This window comes from Stenotrophomonas sp. GD03680 (assembly GCF_029844625.1).
Classification (GTDB): domain Bacteria; phylum Pseudomonadota; class Gammaproteobacteria; order Xanthomonadales; family Xanthomonadaceae; genus Stenotrophomonas; species Stenotrophomonas maltophilia_P.
In genome coordinates this window covers 52,984-69,218 of sequence record NZ_JAOCKC010000006.1, presented here as the reverse complement: position 1 = coordinate 69,218, position 16,235 = coordinate 52,984, and the positions used below count along the sequence as shown (strand labels likewise).

General features: G+C 67.6%; 16 protein-coding genes. 6 read left to right on the top strand and 10 right to left on the bottom strand.

Translation table 11 applies throughout. The features are described 5' to 3' along the window. Positions 1 to 102: 102 nt before the first annotated feature. From cydB to N5J29_RS09910, 5 genes are all read right to left on the bottom strand, one after another. Complete coding sequence (gene cydB / locus N5J29_RS09930) at positions 103 to 1,116, bottom strand: cytochrome d ubiquinol oxidase subunit II (protein ID WP_065174269.1); 1,014 nt, start codon at positions 1,114 to 1,116, stop codon at positions 103 to 105. Between the two features lies 1 nt (position 1,117). Next, positions 1,118 to 2,515, bottom strand: coding sequence for a cytochrome ubiquinol oxidase subunit I (locus N5J29_RS09925; RefSeq protein ID WP_053518068.1), 1,398 nt, complete (start codon positions 2,513 to 2,515; stop codon positions 1,118 to 1,120). 216 nt (positions 2,516 to 2,731) lie between these two features. Continuing rightward, positions 2,732 to 2,947: a hypothetical protein gene (locus tag N5J29_RS09920; RefSeq protein ID WP_053519921.1), complete on the bottom strand. Its 216-nt coding sequence runs from the start codon at positions 2,945 to 2,947 to the stop codon at positions 2,732 to 2,734. Continuing rightward, on the bottom strand, positions 2,944 to 3,585 hold the full coding sequence (locus tag N5J29_RS09915; protein WP_164150444.1) for a sigma-70 family RNA polymerase sigma factor: 642 nt from the start codon (positions 3,583 to 3,585) through the stop codon (positions 2,944 to 2,946). Before N5J29_RS09915 ends, N5J29_RS09920 begins: the two co-directional genes overlap by 4 nt. A gap of 37 nt (positions 3,586 to 3,622) precedes the next feature. Further along, positions 3,623 to 3,952 carry a hypothetical protein gene (locus N5J29_RS09910; RefSeq protein ID WP_053519923.1) on the bottom strand — a complete coding sequence of 110 codons (330 nt, stop codon included), beginning with the start codon at positions 3,950 to 3,952 and terminating at the stop codon, positions 3,623 to 3,625. 167 nt (positions 3,953 to 4,119) lie between these two features. On the opposite strand from N5J29_RS09910, the gene N5J29_RS09905 reads away from it, so the two are divergent. Genes N5J29_RS09905 through hemF form a run of 4 tightly spaced genes read left to right on the top strand, consistent with a single transcriptional unit; the run spans position 4,120 to position 8,436 of the window. Beyond that, positions 4,120 to 6,486 (top strand): S9 family peptidase, encoded by a 2,367-nt coding sequence (locus N5J29_RS09905; protein ID WP_164150442.1) that lies wholly within the window; start codon positions 4,120 to 4,122, stop codon positions 6,484 to 6,486. Beyond that, positions 6,483 to 6,902 carry an NUDIX domain-containing protein gene (locus tag N5J29_RS09900; RefSeq protein ID WP_164150441.1) on the top strand — a complete coding sequence of 140 codons (420 nt, stop codon included), beginning with the start codon at positions 6,483 to 6,485 and terminating at the stop codon, positions 6,900 to 6,902. Before N5J29_RS09905 ends, N5J29_RS09900 begins: the two co-directional genes overlap by 4 nt. Before the next feature lie 27 nt (positions 6,903 to 6,929). Next, positions 6,930 to 7,490 (top strand): hypothetical protein, encoded by a 561-nt coding sequence (locus N5J29_RS09895; protein WP_065174265.1) that lies wholly within the window; start codon positions 6,930 to 6,932, stop codon positions 7,488 to 7,490. 49 nt (positions 7,491 to 7,539) lie between these two features. After that, positions 7,540 to 8,436, top strand: a complete 897-nt coding sequence (hemF, locus tag N5J29_RS09890) for an oxygen-dependent coproporphyrinogen oxidase (protein ID WP_164150439.1) — start codon at positions 7,540 to 7,542, stop codon at positions 8,434 to 8,436. 48 nt (positions 8,437 to 8,484) lie between these two features. Here the strand turns inward: hemF and N5J29_RS09885 are convergent, their stop codons facing one another. Then, entirely contained in the window at positions 8,485 to 8,967 is a 483-nt protein-coding gene (locus N5J29_RS09885; protein ID WP_164150437.1) for a YetF domain-containing protein, read from the bottom strand. A 326-nt stretch (positions 8,968 to 9,293) separates the two neighbouring features. Next, positions 9,294 to 12,068 (bottom strand): DNA polymerase I, encoded by a 2,775-nt coding sequence (gene polA / locus N5J29_RS09880; protein ID WP_164150435.1) that lies wholly within the window; start codon positions 12,066 to 12,068, stop codon positions 9,294 to 9,296. 99 nt (positions 12,069 to 12,167) lie between these two features. Between polA and N5J29_RS09875 the strand changes: the two genes are divergently transcribed. Then, the gene (locus tag N5J29_RS09875; RefSeq protein ID WP_053519930.1) at positions 12,168 to 12,452 is read left to right on the top strand and encodes a DUF2782 domain-containing protein; all 285 of its coding nucleotides are present in this window, start codon (positions 12,168 to 12,170) and stop codon (positions 12,450 to 12,452) included. 121 nt (positions 12,453 to 12,573) lie between these two features. On the opposite strand, the gene N5J29_RS09870 is transcribed toward N5J29_RS09875, so the two are convergent. Beyond that, positions 12,574 to 13,020, bottom strand: coding sequence for a universal stress protein (locus N5J29_RS09870; protein WP_053519931.1), 447 nt, complete (start codon positions 13,018 to 13,020; stop codon positions 12,574 to 12,576). Here N5J29_RS09870 and N5J29_RS09865 point away from each other — a divergent pair. Continuing rightward, positions 13,019 to 13,315, top strand: a complete 297-nt coding sequence (locus tag N5J29_RS09865) for a hypothetical protein (RefSeq protein ID WP_204313613.1) — start codon at positions 13,019 to 13,021, stop codon at positions 13,313 to 13,315. The genes N5J29_RS09870 and N5J29_RS09865 overlap by 2 nt on opposite strands. A gap of 46 nt (positions 13,316 to 13,361) precedes the next feature. Here the strand turns inward: N5J29_RS09865 and N5J29_RS09860 are convergent, their stop codons facing one another. Further along, entirely contained in the window at positions 13,362 to 13,916 is a 555-nt protein-coding gene (locus N5J29_RS09860) for a hypothetical protein (protein WP_049433087.1), read from the bottom strand. 125 nt (positions 13,917 to 14,041) lie between these two features. After that, entirely contained in the window at positions 14,042 to 16,234 is a 2,193-nt protein-coding gene (uvrD, locus tag N5J29_RS09855; protein WP_164150433.1) for a DNA helicase II, read from the bottom strand. Position 16,235 lies beyond the last annotated feature (1 nt).

Below are 16,235 nucleotides of genomic sequence, written 5' to 3'. Positions count from 1 at the left end.
TGGCGGCCGGAAAGGAGCGCACGCTAGCACGTCCTGCGCAGGGTGTGCAGGTTTCACATTGCACAACACGGGGCCGGCACCTGTGGCCCCGCACGCCATTGCTCAGTGGTAACCGGCTCCGGCCTGCACTTTGCCGCGGAATACCCGGTACGACCACGCCGTATAGCCGAGGATGACCGGCAGCAGAATGACCAGCCCGACCAGGGTGAAGCCGAGCGAGGACGCCGGTGCGGCTGCCTGCCACAACGTCATCGAGGGCGGCAGCAGGTACGGCCACATGCCCAGCACCAGGCCCAGGAAGCCGAGAATGAACAGCGCCAGGCTGAGCAGGAACGGCGGCAGGTCGCGGCGTGGATGCGTGGCGCTGCGCCACAACGCAGCGGCCACCGCCAGGGTCAGCAACGGCACGGGTGACAGCCACCAGAAGTTGCCGTCGCTGAACCAGCGCGCCATCAGCCGCGAGTCCAGGAACGGCAGCCAGCTGCTGACCAGGCCCATCGCTGCGATCACCGCCACCACCAGCGGCCGTGTCAGCTGCCGCGCCAGCGCCTGCACGCGCCCTTCCGTCTTCAGGATCAGCCAGGTGCTGCCCAGCAATGCGTAACCGGCGACCAGCGCCGCGCCGGTGAGCATCGCAAACGGGCTGAACCAGGCAAACGCACCGCCGTGGTAGACCCCGTCCACCAGGGGCAGCCCCTGCACCAGTGCGCCCAGGATCACGCCCTGGGCGAACGTGGCCAGCAGCGAGCCGAGCGCGAACGCCACGCTCCACAGCCTCCGCGAGCGATGCGCCTTGAAGCGGAATTCGAAGGCCACGCCGCGGAACACCAGTGCCACCACCAGCAGCAGCACCGGCAGATACAGCGCCGACAACAGCACTGCATAGGCCTTGGGGAACGCCGCCAGCAGGCCGGCGCCGCCCAGCACCAGCCACGTCTCGTTGCCGTCCCAGATGGGCGCAGCCGTGTTCATCATCAGGTCGAGCTGCTCCTCGTCCTCGGCGAACGGCGCAAGGATGCCGATGCCCAGCACGAACCCGTCCAGCACCACGTACATCAGTACGCCGAAGCCGATCACCGCGAACCACGCCACCGGCAGCCAGGTCACCAGGTCCATGTCAGCGCTCCTCCAGCGGTTCGTCGGCGGCGGACAGCGGCCGTGCCGGGGTGTGGCTGCCGTGGTCCAGCGAGGGCCCCTGGTCGTGGGGCTGCGGTCCATGGCGCAGGATCTTCACCAGGTACCAGATGCCCCAGCCGAAGACGAAGGCGTAGCCGACGACGTAGACCCCCAGCGACAGCGCGGTCATCCATGCGCTCTGCGGGCCGACCGCATCGGCAGTACGCAGCACGCCGTAGACCACCCACGGCTGCCGCCCCATCTCGGTGACGAACCAGCCGGAGAGCAGCGCGATGAAGCCGCTCGGCAACATCCAGTTCCAGCCGCGCAGCAGCCACGGCGAATCCAGCAGCTTCCTCCGCCACAGCTGGAACGCCGACACCCATGCCAGCAGCAGCATCAGCGTGCCCAGTCCAACCATGATGCGGAAGGCGAAGAACACCGGCGTCACCGGTGGCCGTTCACTGGCCGGTACCGAAGTCAGCGGATCGAAGGTGCCGTCCAGCGAATGGGTCAGGATCACGCTGCCCAGCTTCGGAATGGCGACTTCGAAGTCGTTGCGCTCTTCCTTTTCGTTGGGCAGCGCGAATACCACCAGCGGCACGCCCTCGCCTTCGCCGGATTCATGCCAGTGCGCTTCCACCGCCGCGATCTTCATCGGCTGGTGCTTGAGGGTGTTCAGGCCATGCATGTCGCCGACGAAGATCTGCACCGGCACGGTCAGCGCCGCAAACGCCACGGCCGCGATCAGCATGCGCCGGCCCGCCTCCACGTGCGTTCCCCTGCGCAGGTACCACGCACCCACGCCGCCGATCACGAAGCAGGTGGTGATGAACGAGCCCAGCGCCATGTGCGCCAGCCGGTACGGGAACGACGGGTTGAACACCACCTGCCACCAGTCCACCGGATGCACGATGCCATTGACCATCTCGTAGCCGGCCGGAGTGTGCAGCCAGCTGTTGGACGACAGGATCCAGAACGTGGAGAACAGCGTGCCCAGCGCCACCATGCAGGTGGACAGGAAATGCAGGCGCGGCGAAACCCGGCCCCAGCCGAACATCATCACGCCCAGGAAGCTGGCTTCCAGGAAGAACGCGGTCAGCACCTCGTAGGTCAGCAGCGGGCCGATGACGGTACCGGCCACCTCGCTCAGGCGCGGCCAGTGGGTGCCGAACTGGAAGGCCATGACGATGCCGCTGACCACGCCCATGCCGAACGATACGGCGAAGATCTTCTGCCAGAAGAAGTACAGCTCCCGCCAGACCGGGAGACGGGTACGCAGCCAGCGCCATTCGACGAAGGCCAGCCAGCTGGCCGTGCCAATGGTGAAGGCCGGGAACAGCACATGGAAACTGATGACGAATCCGAACTGGATCCGGGACAACAACAACGCGTCCAAGGGACGCCTCCTGCCTGCGACCGGTGGGATACCGGACCACTTTAGGAATATTTCGTTACGCCGGGATGCGACCGGGTGACGCGCTGCTTCACTCTGTCGCAGGGGAAGCCGCCGGGCATGGCCGCGCCCCATGACCTGCCGGCGCCGATCCGCCGGGCATGGCCCGGCGCTACCTGGGGATCAATGGGTAGCGCCGGGCCATGCCCGGCGAGAGCCTCAAGGCCAGAAGTACCAGGCACCGGCCGCCAGCAGCGCGCCCACCAGCAGCACCTGCACCACCACATAGCCCACGCCACTGTCGCGCGACTCACTGGCAATACGCGTCTGCAACGCCTCGCTCACGTCCGGGGTCTGTTCCTGCCGTGCCTGTTCACGCAACGCCTGCGCCAGCGCGCGCTCGTCGGCATCGCGGGGATCGGTCGGTGGATTCACAGCAGTTCTCCGGCGGTGGCATGCCGCGTCAGTTCCTGCTTCAGGAGCAGACGCGCGCGGTGCAGGTGGCTCTTGATGGTACCGCGCGCAAGACCGGTCACCTGCTCGATCTCTGCCAGGTCGAAATCCTCCAGGTAGTGCAGGCAGACGATCAGGCGCTGCGGCGGGCTCAACCGCTCCAGCGCCGCACCCAGCTGGCGGCCGGCCTGCAGCGCTTGGCTGAGTTCGGCCGGGCCCGGTCCCTCGTCACCGATGCCCAGATCCTCCGGTACCTCCACCGCCACCATCCACTGCGCTTCCAGGCGCCGGCGACGCAGGTGCTGCAATGCGGTGGTGTAGGCCACCCGTGAGATCCAGGTCCGCAGCGAGGATTCGAAGCGGAACCGGTGCAGTTGCCGGAACACCGCCAGGAAGGTCTCCTGCAGCAGGTCAGCGACCTGATCGCGGTCACCCACCATGCGCCCGACCACATGCGCGCACGTGCGCTGATGGGCCTGCACCAGCTGCGCGAACGCCGGTTGCGAGCCATCGATGATGGCCCGCACCAGCGCCGCATCATCTTCGATGACCGCGGCCGCCGCGGCGTCCTGCCGGCGGCGGCCGCGCAGGGCGGACAGGGCTTCGCCCAGCAGGCTCATGCGCACCGCTCCCCCGGGGCGTGTGGCATGCCGGCGCTCAGCTCTTGCGCACGGCGGGGCGGGTGAAGTGCCAGGCCAGCAGCTGGCCCAGGCCGGCACTGCCCACCAGGGCGGCGGCGGCGCCAAAGGTGAGGTCGCGAGCGCCCAGGACTTCCAGCAGGCCCATGGCCAGGGCCAGGCACACCAGGCTGATGCCCCAGCGCAGCGCGCCCTGGCGGCGGCGCTCTTCCTCCAGCACGGCCAGGGAGCGGATCACCTCCTCGGGCACGTGCGGTGCGACCAGCTTGCTGCGCGCGCGCGCATCGGCGATGGCGTGGATGGCGTAGGCGATGCAGATGAAGAGGGTGATCGGGATGAGTTCCTGCATGGTCGTGCTCCTGTGCGGTGAATGATGCGGGTTCAGGAGAATGGATGCGCGATGGCGGCCGCCGGTTGCACCGCTTTGCCGATCCCGCTGCCATGACCTGTGGCCCCCTCCTGCGGCGCGAACGGCTGCTACCCTTGCCCGGTTTCCTTTTCTGGTGCCGTCCGCCCATGTCCCGAGTGCTGCCCCTGTCCCTCCTGCTGTCGGCCGTGCTGGCCGCACCGGCCGCCCATGCCGCGCCGACGCCGATCACCATCGAACAGGCCATGGCGGATCCGGACTGGATCGGTCCGCCGGTCGAGAAGGCCTGGTGGTCGTGGAACAGCCAGCAGGTCGAGTACCAGCTCAAGCGCAACGGCAGCCCGGTGCGCGACACCTTCCGCCAGCCCGTGGCCGGTGGTGTTGCGGCCCAGGTGGCAGACGACCAGCGCGGCACCCTGGACGTGGCCGATCCGGTCTACGACCGCACCCGCACCCGCAGCGCCTTCGTCCGCAACGGCGACGTGTTCGTGCGCGACCTGCGCAGCGGCGCGCTGACCCAGCTCACGCGCAGCAACGAGCGCGCCAGCGGGGTGAACTTCGCTGCCGACAACGGCGTGATCTGGCGGGTGGGCCAGAACTGGTTCCACTGGACCGCTGCCGGCGGCGTGCAGCAGGTTGCCAGCCTGAAGGCCGACAAGGACCCCAACAGCGCGCCCAAGGACGACCTGCTGCGCGACCAGCAGCTGCATACCCTGGAAACCCTGCGTCGCGACCGCGAGCAGCGCGAGGCATTGAAGGACCAGGACCAGCGCTGGCGCCAGGCCGACCCGACCCGCGCGCCGGGCCCGGTATACCTGGGCGCCGACGTGGAGATCGCCGACAGCGTGCTGTCGCCGGACCTGGGCCACCTGATCGTGGTGACCACGCCGAAGGACTTCGACGAGGGCCGCACCAGCAAGATGCCGCTGTACGTGACCGAATCCGGTTACGAGGAAACCGAGGACACCCGCACCCGCGTCGGTCGCAATGGCAACGAGCCGCACACCCTGTGGTACGTGGACGTGCGCAGCGGCAAGGCGCAGAAGCTGTCGCTGTCCGGCCTGCCGGGCATCGCCACCGACCCGCTGGCCGACCTGCGCCGCAAGGCCGGCAAGGAGGCGCTGAAGGGCGAACGCAGCGTGCAGGTGATGAGCGACTTCATGGGCGGCGGCATGCGCTGGAGCGCCGATGGCCAGCAGGCGGCGGTGATGCTGCGCGCCAACGACAACAAGGACCGCTGGATCGTCAGCATCGGCAGCAACGGCCGCGTGCAGAACCGCCACCGGCTGACCGACAACGCGTGGATCAACTGGGGCTTCAACGATTTCGGCTGGATGGCCGATGGCCGCACGCTGTGGCTGCTGTCCGAGGAATCGGGCTTCTCGCACCTGTACACCCAGGCCGGCACTGCCCGGCCGCAGGCGCTGACCAGCGGCAAGTGGGAGACCTCCGCGCCCGTGCTGTCGGCCGACGGCAAGGGCTTCTACTTCCTGTGCAACCAGCAGGCCCCGCACGATTACGAAGTCTGCGCGGTCGACACCGGCAGCCGTCAGGTCCGCGAGCTGACCAGCCTCAACGGCGTGGAAGACTTCTCGCTGTCGCCGGATGGCCAGCAGCTGCTGGTGCGCTACTCCGGTGCCTACCTGCCACCGCAGCTGGCGGTGCTGCCCAGCGCGGGCGGCCAGGCCCGCGTGCTGACCGATACCCGCAGCGCCGACTTCAAGGCGCGCCAGTGGATCCAGCCGAAGCTGGTGGCGGTACCGTCCAGGCATGGCGCCGGCGTGGTCTGGGCCAAGTACTACGAACCCGAGCACAAGGAACCGGGCAGGAAGTACCCGATCGTGATGTTCGTGCACGGTGCCGGCTACCTGCAGAACGTGCACCAGCGCTACCCGGCCTACTTCCGCGAGCAGATGTTCCACAACCTGCTGGTGCAGAAGGGCTACATCGTGCTGGACATGGACTACCGCGGCAGCGAGGGCTACGGCCGCGACTGGCGCACGGCCGTCTACCGCAACATGGGCCACCCGGAACTGGAAGACTACAAGGACGGCCTGGACTGGCTGGTGGACACCCAGCAGGGCGACCGTGACCACGCCGGCATCTACGGTGGCTCCTACGGCGGCTTCATGACCTTCATGGCGCTGTTCCGCGCACCGGGCACCTTCAAGGCCGGTGCCGCGCTGCGCCCGGTGGTGGACTGGCACAACTACAACCACGCCTATACCAGCAACATCCTCAACACGCCGGACATCGATCCGGAGGCGTACCGTGTGTCCTCGCCGATCGAGTACGCGCAGAACCTGCAGGACAACCTGCTGATCGCGCACGGCATGATGGATGACAACGTGTTCTTCCAGGACTCGGTGAACCTGACCCAGCGCCTGATCGAGCTGCACAAGGACAACTGGTCGATCGCCCCGTACCCGCTGGAGCGCCACGGCTACGTCCGCGCCGACTCCTGGCTGGACCAGTACAAGCGCATCCTCAAGCTGTTCGAGCAGAACCTGAAGTGAGCAGTGCCGCGGCCACGATCCACATCGTGGCCGCGGTCATCGTCGACGACCACGGCCGGGCGCTGGTGGTACGCAAGCACGGCGCCGACCGCTTCATCCAGCCCGGAGGCAAGCCCGAACCGGGCGAAACGCCACTGCAGACGCTGGCCCGCGAACTGGACGAGGAGCTGGGTGTGCGCCTGCTCGCCGACCCTGCCGTGGCGCTGGGCCATTTCCAGGACTGGGCGGTGAACGAGCCTGGTCATCGCGTACAGGCCGAGGCCTGGTGGGTGCAGGTACAGGGCACGCCGCAGGCACGCGCGGAAATCGCCGAGCTGGCGTGGGTGCCGCTGCGCCCGCCCCATGGCCTGCGCTTGGCACCCTTGAGCGAACACCATATCCTGCCGGCCGTTGCCACCCGGGTGGCGACCCGCTGAAGACGCCACTGCAGCCAAGGACATCGGATGTCGCTTCAACCGCCCCGGCACCGCCCTGCCATGCCGCTCAACCCGGAGGATTTCGTGCGGCCGCTCGGCCTGGCGTCGCTGCTGATCTGCGCAGCGTTCGTGGTGGCCATGGCGATTCAGGCGCTGGTGGTCTGGCAGCTGTCCGACGGCCCGTTCTGGCGGTGGATGCTGCTGTCGGCCACTGAACAGCAGTTCCCGCCAAGCCTGCTGTGGATACTGCGCAAACCGGTGGACGCTACCCTGTGGCTGATGCTGTCAGCGATCCCCGCCGTGCTTTCCAGCTGGGGATTCGCCCGGCGACGTCGCTGGGGCCTGTGGAGCTACGTGGCATTGCTGTGGCTCTCGGCCCTGGCAAACTTCGCCGTCGCCGGGTGGCTGGACAGCGTCGTCGCCGACGTCATCGGGCGTATCGTCGATCCAGGCACGCTGCGCGAAGCGCGAACCCAGCACATCCTCATGTCGCTGACCTTGTTCGGCGGCGCCTTCGCCCTGCTCGTCGCGCAGGGCTGGCTGGCCTGGCGCCTGCTGCGGCCGGATATCCGCTCCTGCTTCCACTGACCTGCCCTCACCCGCGGCGTGCGGCAGGCCCTGCGGTAAAGTACGCGTCATGAACGAATTCGAGCGCGTGCGCGCCTACCTGACCGACCTGCAGGACCGCATCTGTGCGGCGATCGAAGCGGCCGACGGCCAGGCCCGCTTCCAGGAAGACCTGTGGCAGCGCGCTGAAGGCGGGGGTGGCCGTACCCGCGTGCTGCGCGACGGCGCGGTGTTCGAACAGGCCGGAATCGGCTTCTCGGATGTCTCCGGCAGCCGCTTGCCGCCGTCGGCCTCGGCCAACCGCCCGGAGCTGGCCGGCGCCTCCTGGCGCGCCACCGGCGTATCGCTGGTGTTCCACCCGCTCAACCCCTATGTGCCCACCACCCATGCCAACGTGCGCTTCTTCCAGGCGCAGCGCGACGGCGAAGTGGTGGCCAGCTGGTTCGGGGGTGGTTTCGATCTGACCCCCTTCTATCCCTTCGACGAGGACGTGCGCCATTGGCACCAGGTCGCCCACGACCTGTGCGCGCCGTTCGGTGAAGAGCGCTACAGCGCGCACAAGCGCTGGTGCGACGAGTACTTCTTCCTGCGCCACCGCAACGAAACGCGCGGCATCGGCGGCCTGTTCTTCGACGATCTGCACGGCGATTTCGAACGCGACTTCGATTACCTGCGGGCGGTCGGCGACGGCTTCCTCGACGCCTATCTGCCGATCGTGCAGCAGCGCAAGAACATCGCCCATGGCGAGCGCGAGCGCGAATTCCAGCTGTACCGGCGGGGCCGCTATGTGGAGTTCAACCTGGTCTACGACCGCGGCACGCTGTTCGGCCTGCAGAGCGGCGGCCGCAGCGAAAGCATCCTGATGAGCCTGCCGCCGCGGGTGCGCTGGGAATACGGCTTCACCCCCGAGGCCGGCAGCCCGGAAGCGCGGCTGGCCGATTACCTGGTCCCTCGCGACTGGCTCTAAGGCACCTCGCGGGGCGGCGTGGCCGTCCCCGCACGCACGCCACCGGCCCTACGCGTCCGTGTGCCGGGCGATGATCGTGATGTGGCCGGTGGTTTCCAGCAGCGCCACCTGCACATCATCGATGCGCAGGCAGCCCTGCTGGCGCATGGCGGCATCGAAATCGGCCCGGCTGATCAGTTCGCGGCGCAGAACATCCCGCAACAGGGTGCCGTCACGGGCGATCACCACCGGTTCCCCCTCGATCAGGCGCTCCAGGCGGCGGTTGCGGGTGGTCACCCAGCCCACGCCGTAGTTGAGCAGGATCAGGGTCGCGGCGAGCAGCAGGCCACCGCCCAGGGACGTGTCCTGGCCCAGCAGCGCGTTCTGCACCGCGTTGCCCAGCAGCACGATCAGCAGCACGTCGAACGGGGTGATCTGCCCCAGCGCGCGCTTGTCGCTGAGGCGCACCAGGCCCAGCACGACGGTGTAGACCACCACCGCGCGCAGGATGAACTCCCACCACGGCATCGCCAGTGCGAACAGATCGTGCATTGCGGGCTCCCCTGCTGGGCGGTGGCCCAGCCTAGCAGCCGGCAGCCTGCCGGCGGCGCAAATAAAAAGCCCCGCTGACCAGGGGGAGGTCAACGGGGCCGGGGAACGGGCACTTGGGGAGGAGTCCCCGTTCCGAGATCTGCTCCAGGGGATGGGAGAGATCCACAACAGGCATTGCGCCTGTCGAGAGCTATAGAACCACTCCGAACACTAACGGTTCGTGAAGGGAGCCAATTTAATGAACCGCAATGGGGCGAGTATTCATGGCCGAGTCAGAAACTGTGGCCAGATGAACAAATTCACGTCGTTTCAGGCCCGAAAGCGACTCAGTGTGCCTCGTCCCAGTTGTTACCTACGCCGGTGTCGACCACCAGAGGAACGCGCAACTGTGCCGATTGCGACATGCGCTGCACCACATTTTCCCGCAGCTCCTCGACAAACGCAGTCTCGGTTTCGAACACCAGTTCATCGTGCACCTGCAGGATCATCCGCGCCGGGGCCCCGCTGTCGCGCAGCCAGCGGTCAACATCCACCATCGCGCGCTTGATGATGTCGGCAGCGGTGCCCTGCATCGGCGCGTTGATCGCCGCGCGTTCAGCACCGGCACGCAGGCCCTGGTTGCGTGCATGGATATCGTTCAGATACAGGCGGCGGCCGAACAGCGTCTCCACATAGCCCTGGTCACGGGCCTGCTGGCGCATCCGCTCCATGAAGTCACGCACGCCCGGGTAACGGCTGAAGTACAACGCCACATAATCCTGCGCCTGGCCACGGTCGATGCCCAGGTTGCGGGCCAGGCCGAAGGCGCTCATGCCGTACATCAGGCCGAAATTGATCGCCTTGGCCGCGCGGCGCTCGTTCGGCGTCACCTCGTCCAGGGTGCGGCCGAACACTTCTGCGGCGGTGGCGCGGTGCACGTCGGCGCCCTGCTCGAAGGCGCGCACCAGGCCCGGGTCTTCGGACAGGTGGGCCATGATCCGCAGTTCGATCTGTGAATAGTCGGCGGCCAGCAACTGGCAGCCTTCCGGTGCGACGAAGGCGCGGCGGATGCGGCGGCCATCTTCGGTGCGGATCGGGATGTTCTGCAGGTTCGGGTCGGAGGAGGACAGGCGGCCGGTGGCAGCGCCGGACTGGTGGTAGCTGGTGTGCACCCTGCCGGTATCCGGGTTGACCATCTCCGGCAGCTTGTCGGTATAGGTGCTGCGCAGCTTGGCCAGGCCACGGTAATCGAGGATCACCCGCGGCAGCTCATGCTGGTCGGCGATCGCCTCCAGCGCCTCTTCATTGGTGCTGGGCTGGCCCTTCGGGGTCTTCACCACCGCCGGCAGCTTCAGCTCGTCGAACAGCACGGCCTGCAGCTGCTTCGGCGAATCCAGGTTGAAACTGCGCCCGGCCAGCTCGGTGGCCTTCTGCTGCGCGGCCAGCATGCGCGAAGACAGGTCCTGGCTCTGCCGGCGCAGCTCGTCGGCATCGATGCGCACACCGTTGGCCTCGATGCTGGCCAGTACCGGCACCAGGGGCATCTCGATGTCGCGGTACACGCTGTCCAGGGCCGGTTCGGCCAGCAGCTGCGGTTGCAGCGCGCGGTGCAGGCGCAGGGTGATGTCGGCGTCCTCGGCCGCATAGCGGCTGGCCTCGTCGATGCCCACCTGCGAGAACGGAATCTGCTTGGCGCCCTTGCCGGCCACGTCCTCGAACTTGATGGTGGTGTAGCCCAGGTAACGCAGGGCCAGCGAATCCATGTCGTGGCGGGTGGCGGTGGAATTGAGCACGAAGCTCTCAAGCATGGTGTCGTCGTGGTAACCCTGCACCTCGACACCGTGGCGCCGCAGCACATGCAGGTCGTACTTGCCGTGCTGGCCCAGCTTCTTCCTTGCCGGGTCCTGCAGTACCGGGCGCAACGCGTCCAGCACCTGCTGCAGCGGCAGCTGCGCCGGTGCGCCGGGGTAGTCATGGCCCACCGGGATGTAGGCCGCCCTGCCCGGCTCGACCGCCAGGCTGACACCGACCAGGCGCGCGCGCATCGCATCCAGCGCGTCGGTCTCGGTATCGAAGCTGATCAGGTCGGCCTGCTGCAGCCGCTCCACCCAGGCCTGCAGCTGTCCGCTGGTAAGCACGGTCTCGTATTCACCTGGCGCGGCCAGTGCCGGATCCAGCGTGCCCTCGGCCGGTGCCTCCGCACTGCCACGGGCGAAGCCGGCCGCCGTGCCACGCAGGCTCGGTGCCGCCTCGCTGGCCACGGCCGGTGCCGGCAGCGGCGCCCCCAGTTCCTTCAGGGCCTGGGTGAACCCGTAGCGCGTGTACAGCTCGGTCAGCGCCGGCACGTCCTGTTCGCGCAGCGCCAGCGTGGTCGGGGTGGCCTCCAGCGCGACGTCGGTGCGGATCGTCACCAGTTCGCGGTTCAGCGGCAGGCGCTCCAGCGCCGCACGCAGGTTCTCGCCGATCTTGCCCTTCATGGACGGCGCGGCGGCCATCACGCCCTCCAGGTGCTGGTACTCCGCCAGCCACTTGGCGGCGGTCTTCGGCCCGCACTTCTCCACGCCCGGCACGTTGTCGACGCTGTCGCCCATCAGCGCCAGCAGGTCGACGATCTGGTCGGCGCGCACACCGAACTTCTCCATCACCGCCGCGTCCGAATCCATGCGGCTGCCGGTCATGGTGTTGACCAGTTCGATGCCCGGCCGCACCAGCTGGGCGAAGTCCTTGTCGCCGGTGGAGATCGTCACCTTCAGGTCCTGCGCCTGGCCCTGCAGGGCCAGCGTGCCGATCACATCGTCGGCTTCCACGCCCGGAACGCGCAGGATGCTGATGCCCAGCGCTTCGACGATGCGGCACATCGGCTCGACCTGGCTGCGCAGCTCGTCGGGCATCGGGGGACGGTTGGCCTTGTACTGGTCGTACAGGTCATCACGGAAGGTCTTGCCGGGCGCATCGACGACGAACGCGACGTAGGCCGGCCGCTCCTTCAGCGTCGAGCGCAGCATGTTGACCACGCCGAACAGCGCGCCGGTGGGCTCGCCCTGTGCATTGGACAGGGGCGGCAGCGCGTGGAACGCGCGGTACAGGTAACTGGACCCGTCGATCAGGACTAATCTGCTCATGCAGCGATTCTACGCGCCTGTCCCTGCACAGCGGCGACACGGCGCATGCCCGACGATGGGGCATAATCGAATCTCTTTCCAGGCAAAGGACCACCGCCCATGAAGACTCTGATGCTGGCCTCCCTGCTCCTGCTTGCCGGCTGCGCCAGCATGGGTGGCGCCGGGGCGCCCCCGGTCGACGTCAAGGGCGCCGAGGTCTCCAGCCGCACCATGAGCAACGGCGACACCATCGAGGAGTACCGCGTGGCCGGGCAGCTGCGCATGGTCAAGGTGACGCCGTCGCGGGGTGCCCCGTTCTACATGTACGACAAGAACGGCGATGGCCGCATGGACACCGACAAGGACGGCGTCTCGCCGGTGTACTGGAAGCTCTACAGCTGGTGATGTGACAGGGGTCGGATCCCTTTCCGCAGGATCCGACCCCGGCGAGCCCGGCTGCATAAAAGATGACGCCGGCGCGCATCCTGCGGCCGGCGTCGGTGTCCCCTCCCCGGGAACACGTGCCTCAGCGGATGACCAGCACCGGAAGCGTGCTGCGTGCCAGCACCTCGGCGGTCTGGCTGCCCAGCAGTACGCGGGTCACGCCACGACGGCCATGCGAGGTCATCACGATCAGGTCGCTGTTGCGCTCGGCAGCGGTCTCGATGATGCCGTCGGCCGCGTAGCGGTCCAGTACGTGCACCGGGTTGGCGGTAATGCCCTGTTCGGCGGCCTTGGCCAGCGCCGGCTGCAGCACCTTCTGCGCGCCTTCCTCGCGGTCGGCCTTGTACTCGGGGCTGTTCATGTAGCCCACGCTCCAGCCCATGGCGTCGTACATGCCGACAGCCCACGGCTCGGAAACGGTGACGATATCGACCTCGGCGTTGAGGTCCTTGGCCAGCTCCAGGCCCTTGGCCAGGCCCTTGTCGGCCAGCTCGGACCCGTCGGTGGCGATCAGGATGCGCGTGTACATGGTGGGGCTCCGTGGCAATCCGCCGGATGGGAACGCCACCATTGCACACCCGATGTGCACGTGGCGCTTTGAGCAGGATCAATTGCGTCCGCCGACGGCAGACGGCAAGCTGCACCTGCCACCCCGGCGCGTCGACGGAAGACACCCCATGCAGGATCGCAAGCCCGCTCGCTGGACCGCCCCCAGAATCATCCTGTGGAGCCTCATTGCAGCCTTCGTGCTGTTCTACGGCGGCTATCACCTGGGCAAGGATCTGGCCCTGCGTGACAACGCCCGCCAGGCAGCGGGCCGGTAACACGCTGCTGCAGCGCCGGCCCATGCCGGCGCCACATGGCCTGCCCTCAGGCGATCTGCACCACGCGTGCGTTCTGGCACAGCGGGTAGCTGGCCACGAACCCGGCGATCGCATCACGCATCGCCTCGAACGACTGGCCGTACATGTACAGCGCGGTCTCGGTCGGGCCCTGCCACCAGCTGCAGATCTCACCCAGGCCATCGATGCGTTCGGACAGCTGTTCGAACACATGGTTGGAATCGCATTGTTCGTAGACCTCGTCCGGCAGGTTCTGGCCATCCAGATAGATGCCCAGGCCTTCGGTGACGCCGAAACCGCGGTCGCCGTCCCCGGCGCCCTGCACCTTCGATCCCTTCGGCGCGCCCAGCTGCTCCAGCAGATCGATCAACTTCGGCACACCCGCCGCGTCATGAAGCGCCACCTCGATGTCGCCGTACTCGACCTCGCCGTCATCGGAGAGGGCGGTCCCGCCGCCGGTGATTTCGCCCACTTCGGCGGCCTGCAGCAGCGCGTCGAGCGGATCCTCGAACAGCTCGTGGCGATGCTCAGGCTGCAGCCTGGCGTTCAAGGTCACGGTGACATGCAGCGTGGGCTCGGTCATGGGGGCATTCCTGGAAGAGATGCCACCTATTGTAGAGCCGAGCCCATGCTCGGCTGCTTCTGGTGGGAAAAGCAGCCGAGCATGGGCTCGGCTCTACAGGTATCCCAGCGCCCCCTCGACGGGAATCAGATCACCGTCAGGTTGGCGTAGGCCATCACCAGCCACTTGCTGCCGGCGTCGGCGAACTCGACCTGCACGCGGGCGTGGGCGCCGTTGCCTTCGTAATCGGTCACCATGCCTTCGCCGAACTTGGGATGGCTGACCAGCGCGCCGAGCTTGATCGGCGGCAGCTCGATGGCGGCATGCCCCATCACCCGGCTGCTGCCCAGCGACGCGGGACGCGAGACCTGCACCTTCGGCCGCACTTCATGCAGCAGCCCGCGTGGAATCTCACGCAGGAATCGCGAAGGCAGGCTGTAGTTGTCCTGGCCATGGATGCGGCGTGATTCGGCGTAGCACAGCACCAGCTTCTGCCGCGCCCGGGTGATGCCCACATACGCCAAGCGCCGCTCTTCCTCCAGCCGGCCGCTTTCTTCCAGCGAACGCGCGCTCGGGAACAGGCCATCCTCCATGCCGGCCAGGAACACCAGGGGGAATTCCAGGCCCTTCGCCGAATGCAGGGTCATCAGCTGCACGCCATCCTCGCCGGCCTGCGCCTGGCCCTCGCCGGCCTCCAGCGCAGCGTAGGCCAGGAACGCCACCAGCTCGTCCATGTCCTCGCCCACTTCCTCGATGTCATCGGCCCGCCGCACGAAGCGCGAGGCGACCGAGACCAGTTCGTCGAGGTTGTCGGTGCGCGATTCGGAGTCGAGCGAATTGCGGCTTTCCTTGCTCCAGTGCTCACGCAGCTGCGAGCGCGAGAGCACGTGGTCCACGCGCTCGGCCAGGGTCATGTCCCGGGTCTGCGCCTGCAGTTCGTTGACCAGCACCAGGAAGCCCGCCAGTGCGTTGCGCGCACGCGCGGCCAGCGCATTGCCCTGGGTGACCAGCATGGTGGCTTCCCACAGCGAAATGCCCTGCGCTCGTGCTTCGCGCCGCACTTCGTCGAGAGTGCGTTCACCGATGCCGCGGGTCGGCGTGTTCACCGCGCGCTCGAAGGCGGCATCGTCATTGCGGTTGGAGAGCAGGCGCAGGTAGGCCAGCGCGTCCTTGATCTCGGCGCGTTCGAAGAAGCGCATGCCGCCGTACACGCGGTACGGCACCTGCTCGCTCAGCAGGGCTTCTTCCAGCGCACGCGACTGCGCATTGCTGCGGTAGAGCACGGCCACTTCGGTGTAGCTGCCACCATCGCGCACCCACTGGCGGGCACGTTCGACGATGTAGCGGGCCTCGTCCATCTCGTTGTACGCCGCGTACAGGTCGATCGGCTCGCCGTCACCGCTGTCGGTCCACAGCTGCTTGCCGATGCGATCGGGGTTGTGCGCGATCACCGCGTTGGCAGCACCGAGGATGTTGGCCGTGGAGCGGTAGTTCTGTTCCAGGCGGATGGTCTGCGCGCCCGGGAAATCACGCAGGAAGCCCTGCACGTTCTCCACCTTGGCACCGCGCCAGCCGTAGATGGCCTGGTCGTCGTCGCCGACCACGAACACATGACCGGACTCCCCGGCCAGCACGCGCACGAAGGCGTACTGGATGGCATTGGTGTCCTGGAACTCGTCCACCAGGATCTCGCGGAAGCGGGCGCGGTAGTGCGCCAGCAGGCCGGGATTGTCACGCAGCAGCTCATGCGCGCGCAGCAGCAGTTCGGCGAAGTCGACCAGGCCGGCACGGTCGCAGCGCGCCTGGTACTCGATGTAGGCCTGGCGCATGGTTTCCAGCCACGCATCGTGCGGCTCGGGCTGGATGTGCTGCGGGCGGCGGCCTTCATCCTTCTGTTCGTTGATCCACCACGCGATCTGCTTGGGCGGATGCTTGCCGTCGTCGATCTCCAGTGCCTGCACCACGCGCTTGACCAGCCGCAGCTGGTCGTCCGAATCCATCACCTGGAAACCTTCGGGCAGCTTCGCGTCCTGCCAGTGCAGGCGCAGCAGGCGGTTGGCCAGGCCGTGGAAGGTACCGATCCACATGCCACGGCTGCCATGCGGCAGCTGTGCGTCAATGCGGTGGCGCATCTCGCCGGCGGCCTTGTTGGTGAAGGTCACCGCAAAGATGCCATGGGTCGGCACGCGTTCGACTTCATGCAGCCAGGCGATGCGGTGGGTAAGTACGCGGGTCTTGCCGGAACCGGCACCGGCCAGCACCAGGTGGTGGCCGGGGGGAGCGGAGACGGCTTCGCGCTGGGCCGGGTTCAGGCCATCAAGCAGGTGGGAGACATCCATG

Coding starts and splice junctions, on each gene's coding strand:
- N5J29_RS09870 (WP_053519931.1), bottom strand. CDS start 13,020: ATGTACACGCGCATCCTGATCGCCACCGACGGGTCCGAGCTGGCCGAC.
- N5J29_RS09895 (WP_065174265.1), top strand. CDS start 6,930: ATGTCGCTTCAACCGCCCCGGCACCGCCCTGCCATGCCGCTCAACCCG.
- cydB (WP_065174269.1), bottom strand. CDS start 1,116: ATGGACCTGGTGACCTGGCTGCCGGTGGCGTGGTTCGCGGTGATCGGC.
- polA (WP_164150435.1), bottom strand. CDS start 12,068: ATGAGCAGATTAGTCCTGATCGACGGGTCCAGTTACCTGTACCGCGCG.
- hemF (WP_164150439.1), top strand. CDS start 7,540: ATGAACGAATTCGAGCGCGTGCGCGCCTACCTGACCGACCTGCAGGAC.
- N5J29_RS09905 (WP_164150442.1), top strand. CDS start 4,120: ATGTCCCGAGTGCTGCCCCTGTCCCTCCTGCTGTCGGCCGTGCTGGCC.
- N5J29_RS09865 (WP_204313613.1), top strand. CDS start 13,019: ATGGTGGGGCTCCGTGGCAATCCGCCGGATGGGAACGCCACCATTGCA.
- N5J29_RS09875 (WP_053519930.1), top strand. CDS start 12,168: ATGAAGACTCTGATGCTGGCCTCCCTGCTCCTGCTTGCCGGCTGCGCC.
- N5J29_RS09910 (WP_053519923.1), bottom strand. CDS start 3,952: ATGCAGGAACTCATCCCGATCACCCTCTTCATCTGCATCGCCTACGCC.
- N5J29_RS09885 (WP_164150437.1), bottom strand. CDS start 8,967: ATGCACGATCTGTTCGCACTGGCGATGCCGTGGTGGGAGTTCATCCTG.
- N5J29_RS09915 (WP_164150444.1), bottom strand. CDS start 3,585: ATGAGCCTGCTGGGCGAAGCCCTGTCCGCCCTGCGCGGCCGCCGCCGG.
- uvrD (WP_164150433.1), bottom strand. CDS start 16,234: ATGGATGTCTCCCACCTGCTTGATGGCCTGAACCCGGCCCAGCGCGAA.
- N5J29_RS09860 (WP_049433087.1), bottom strand. CDS start 13,916: ATGACCGAGCCCACGCTGCATGTCACCGTGACCTTGAACGCCAGGCTG.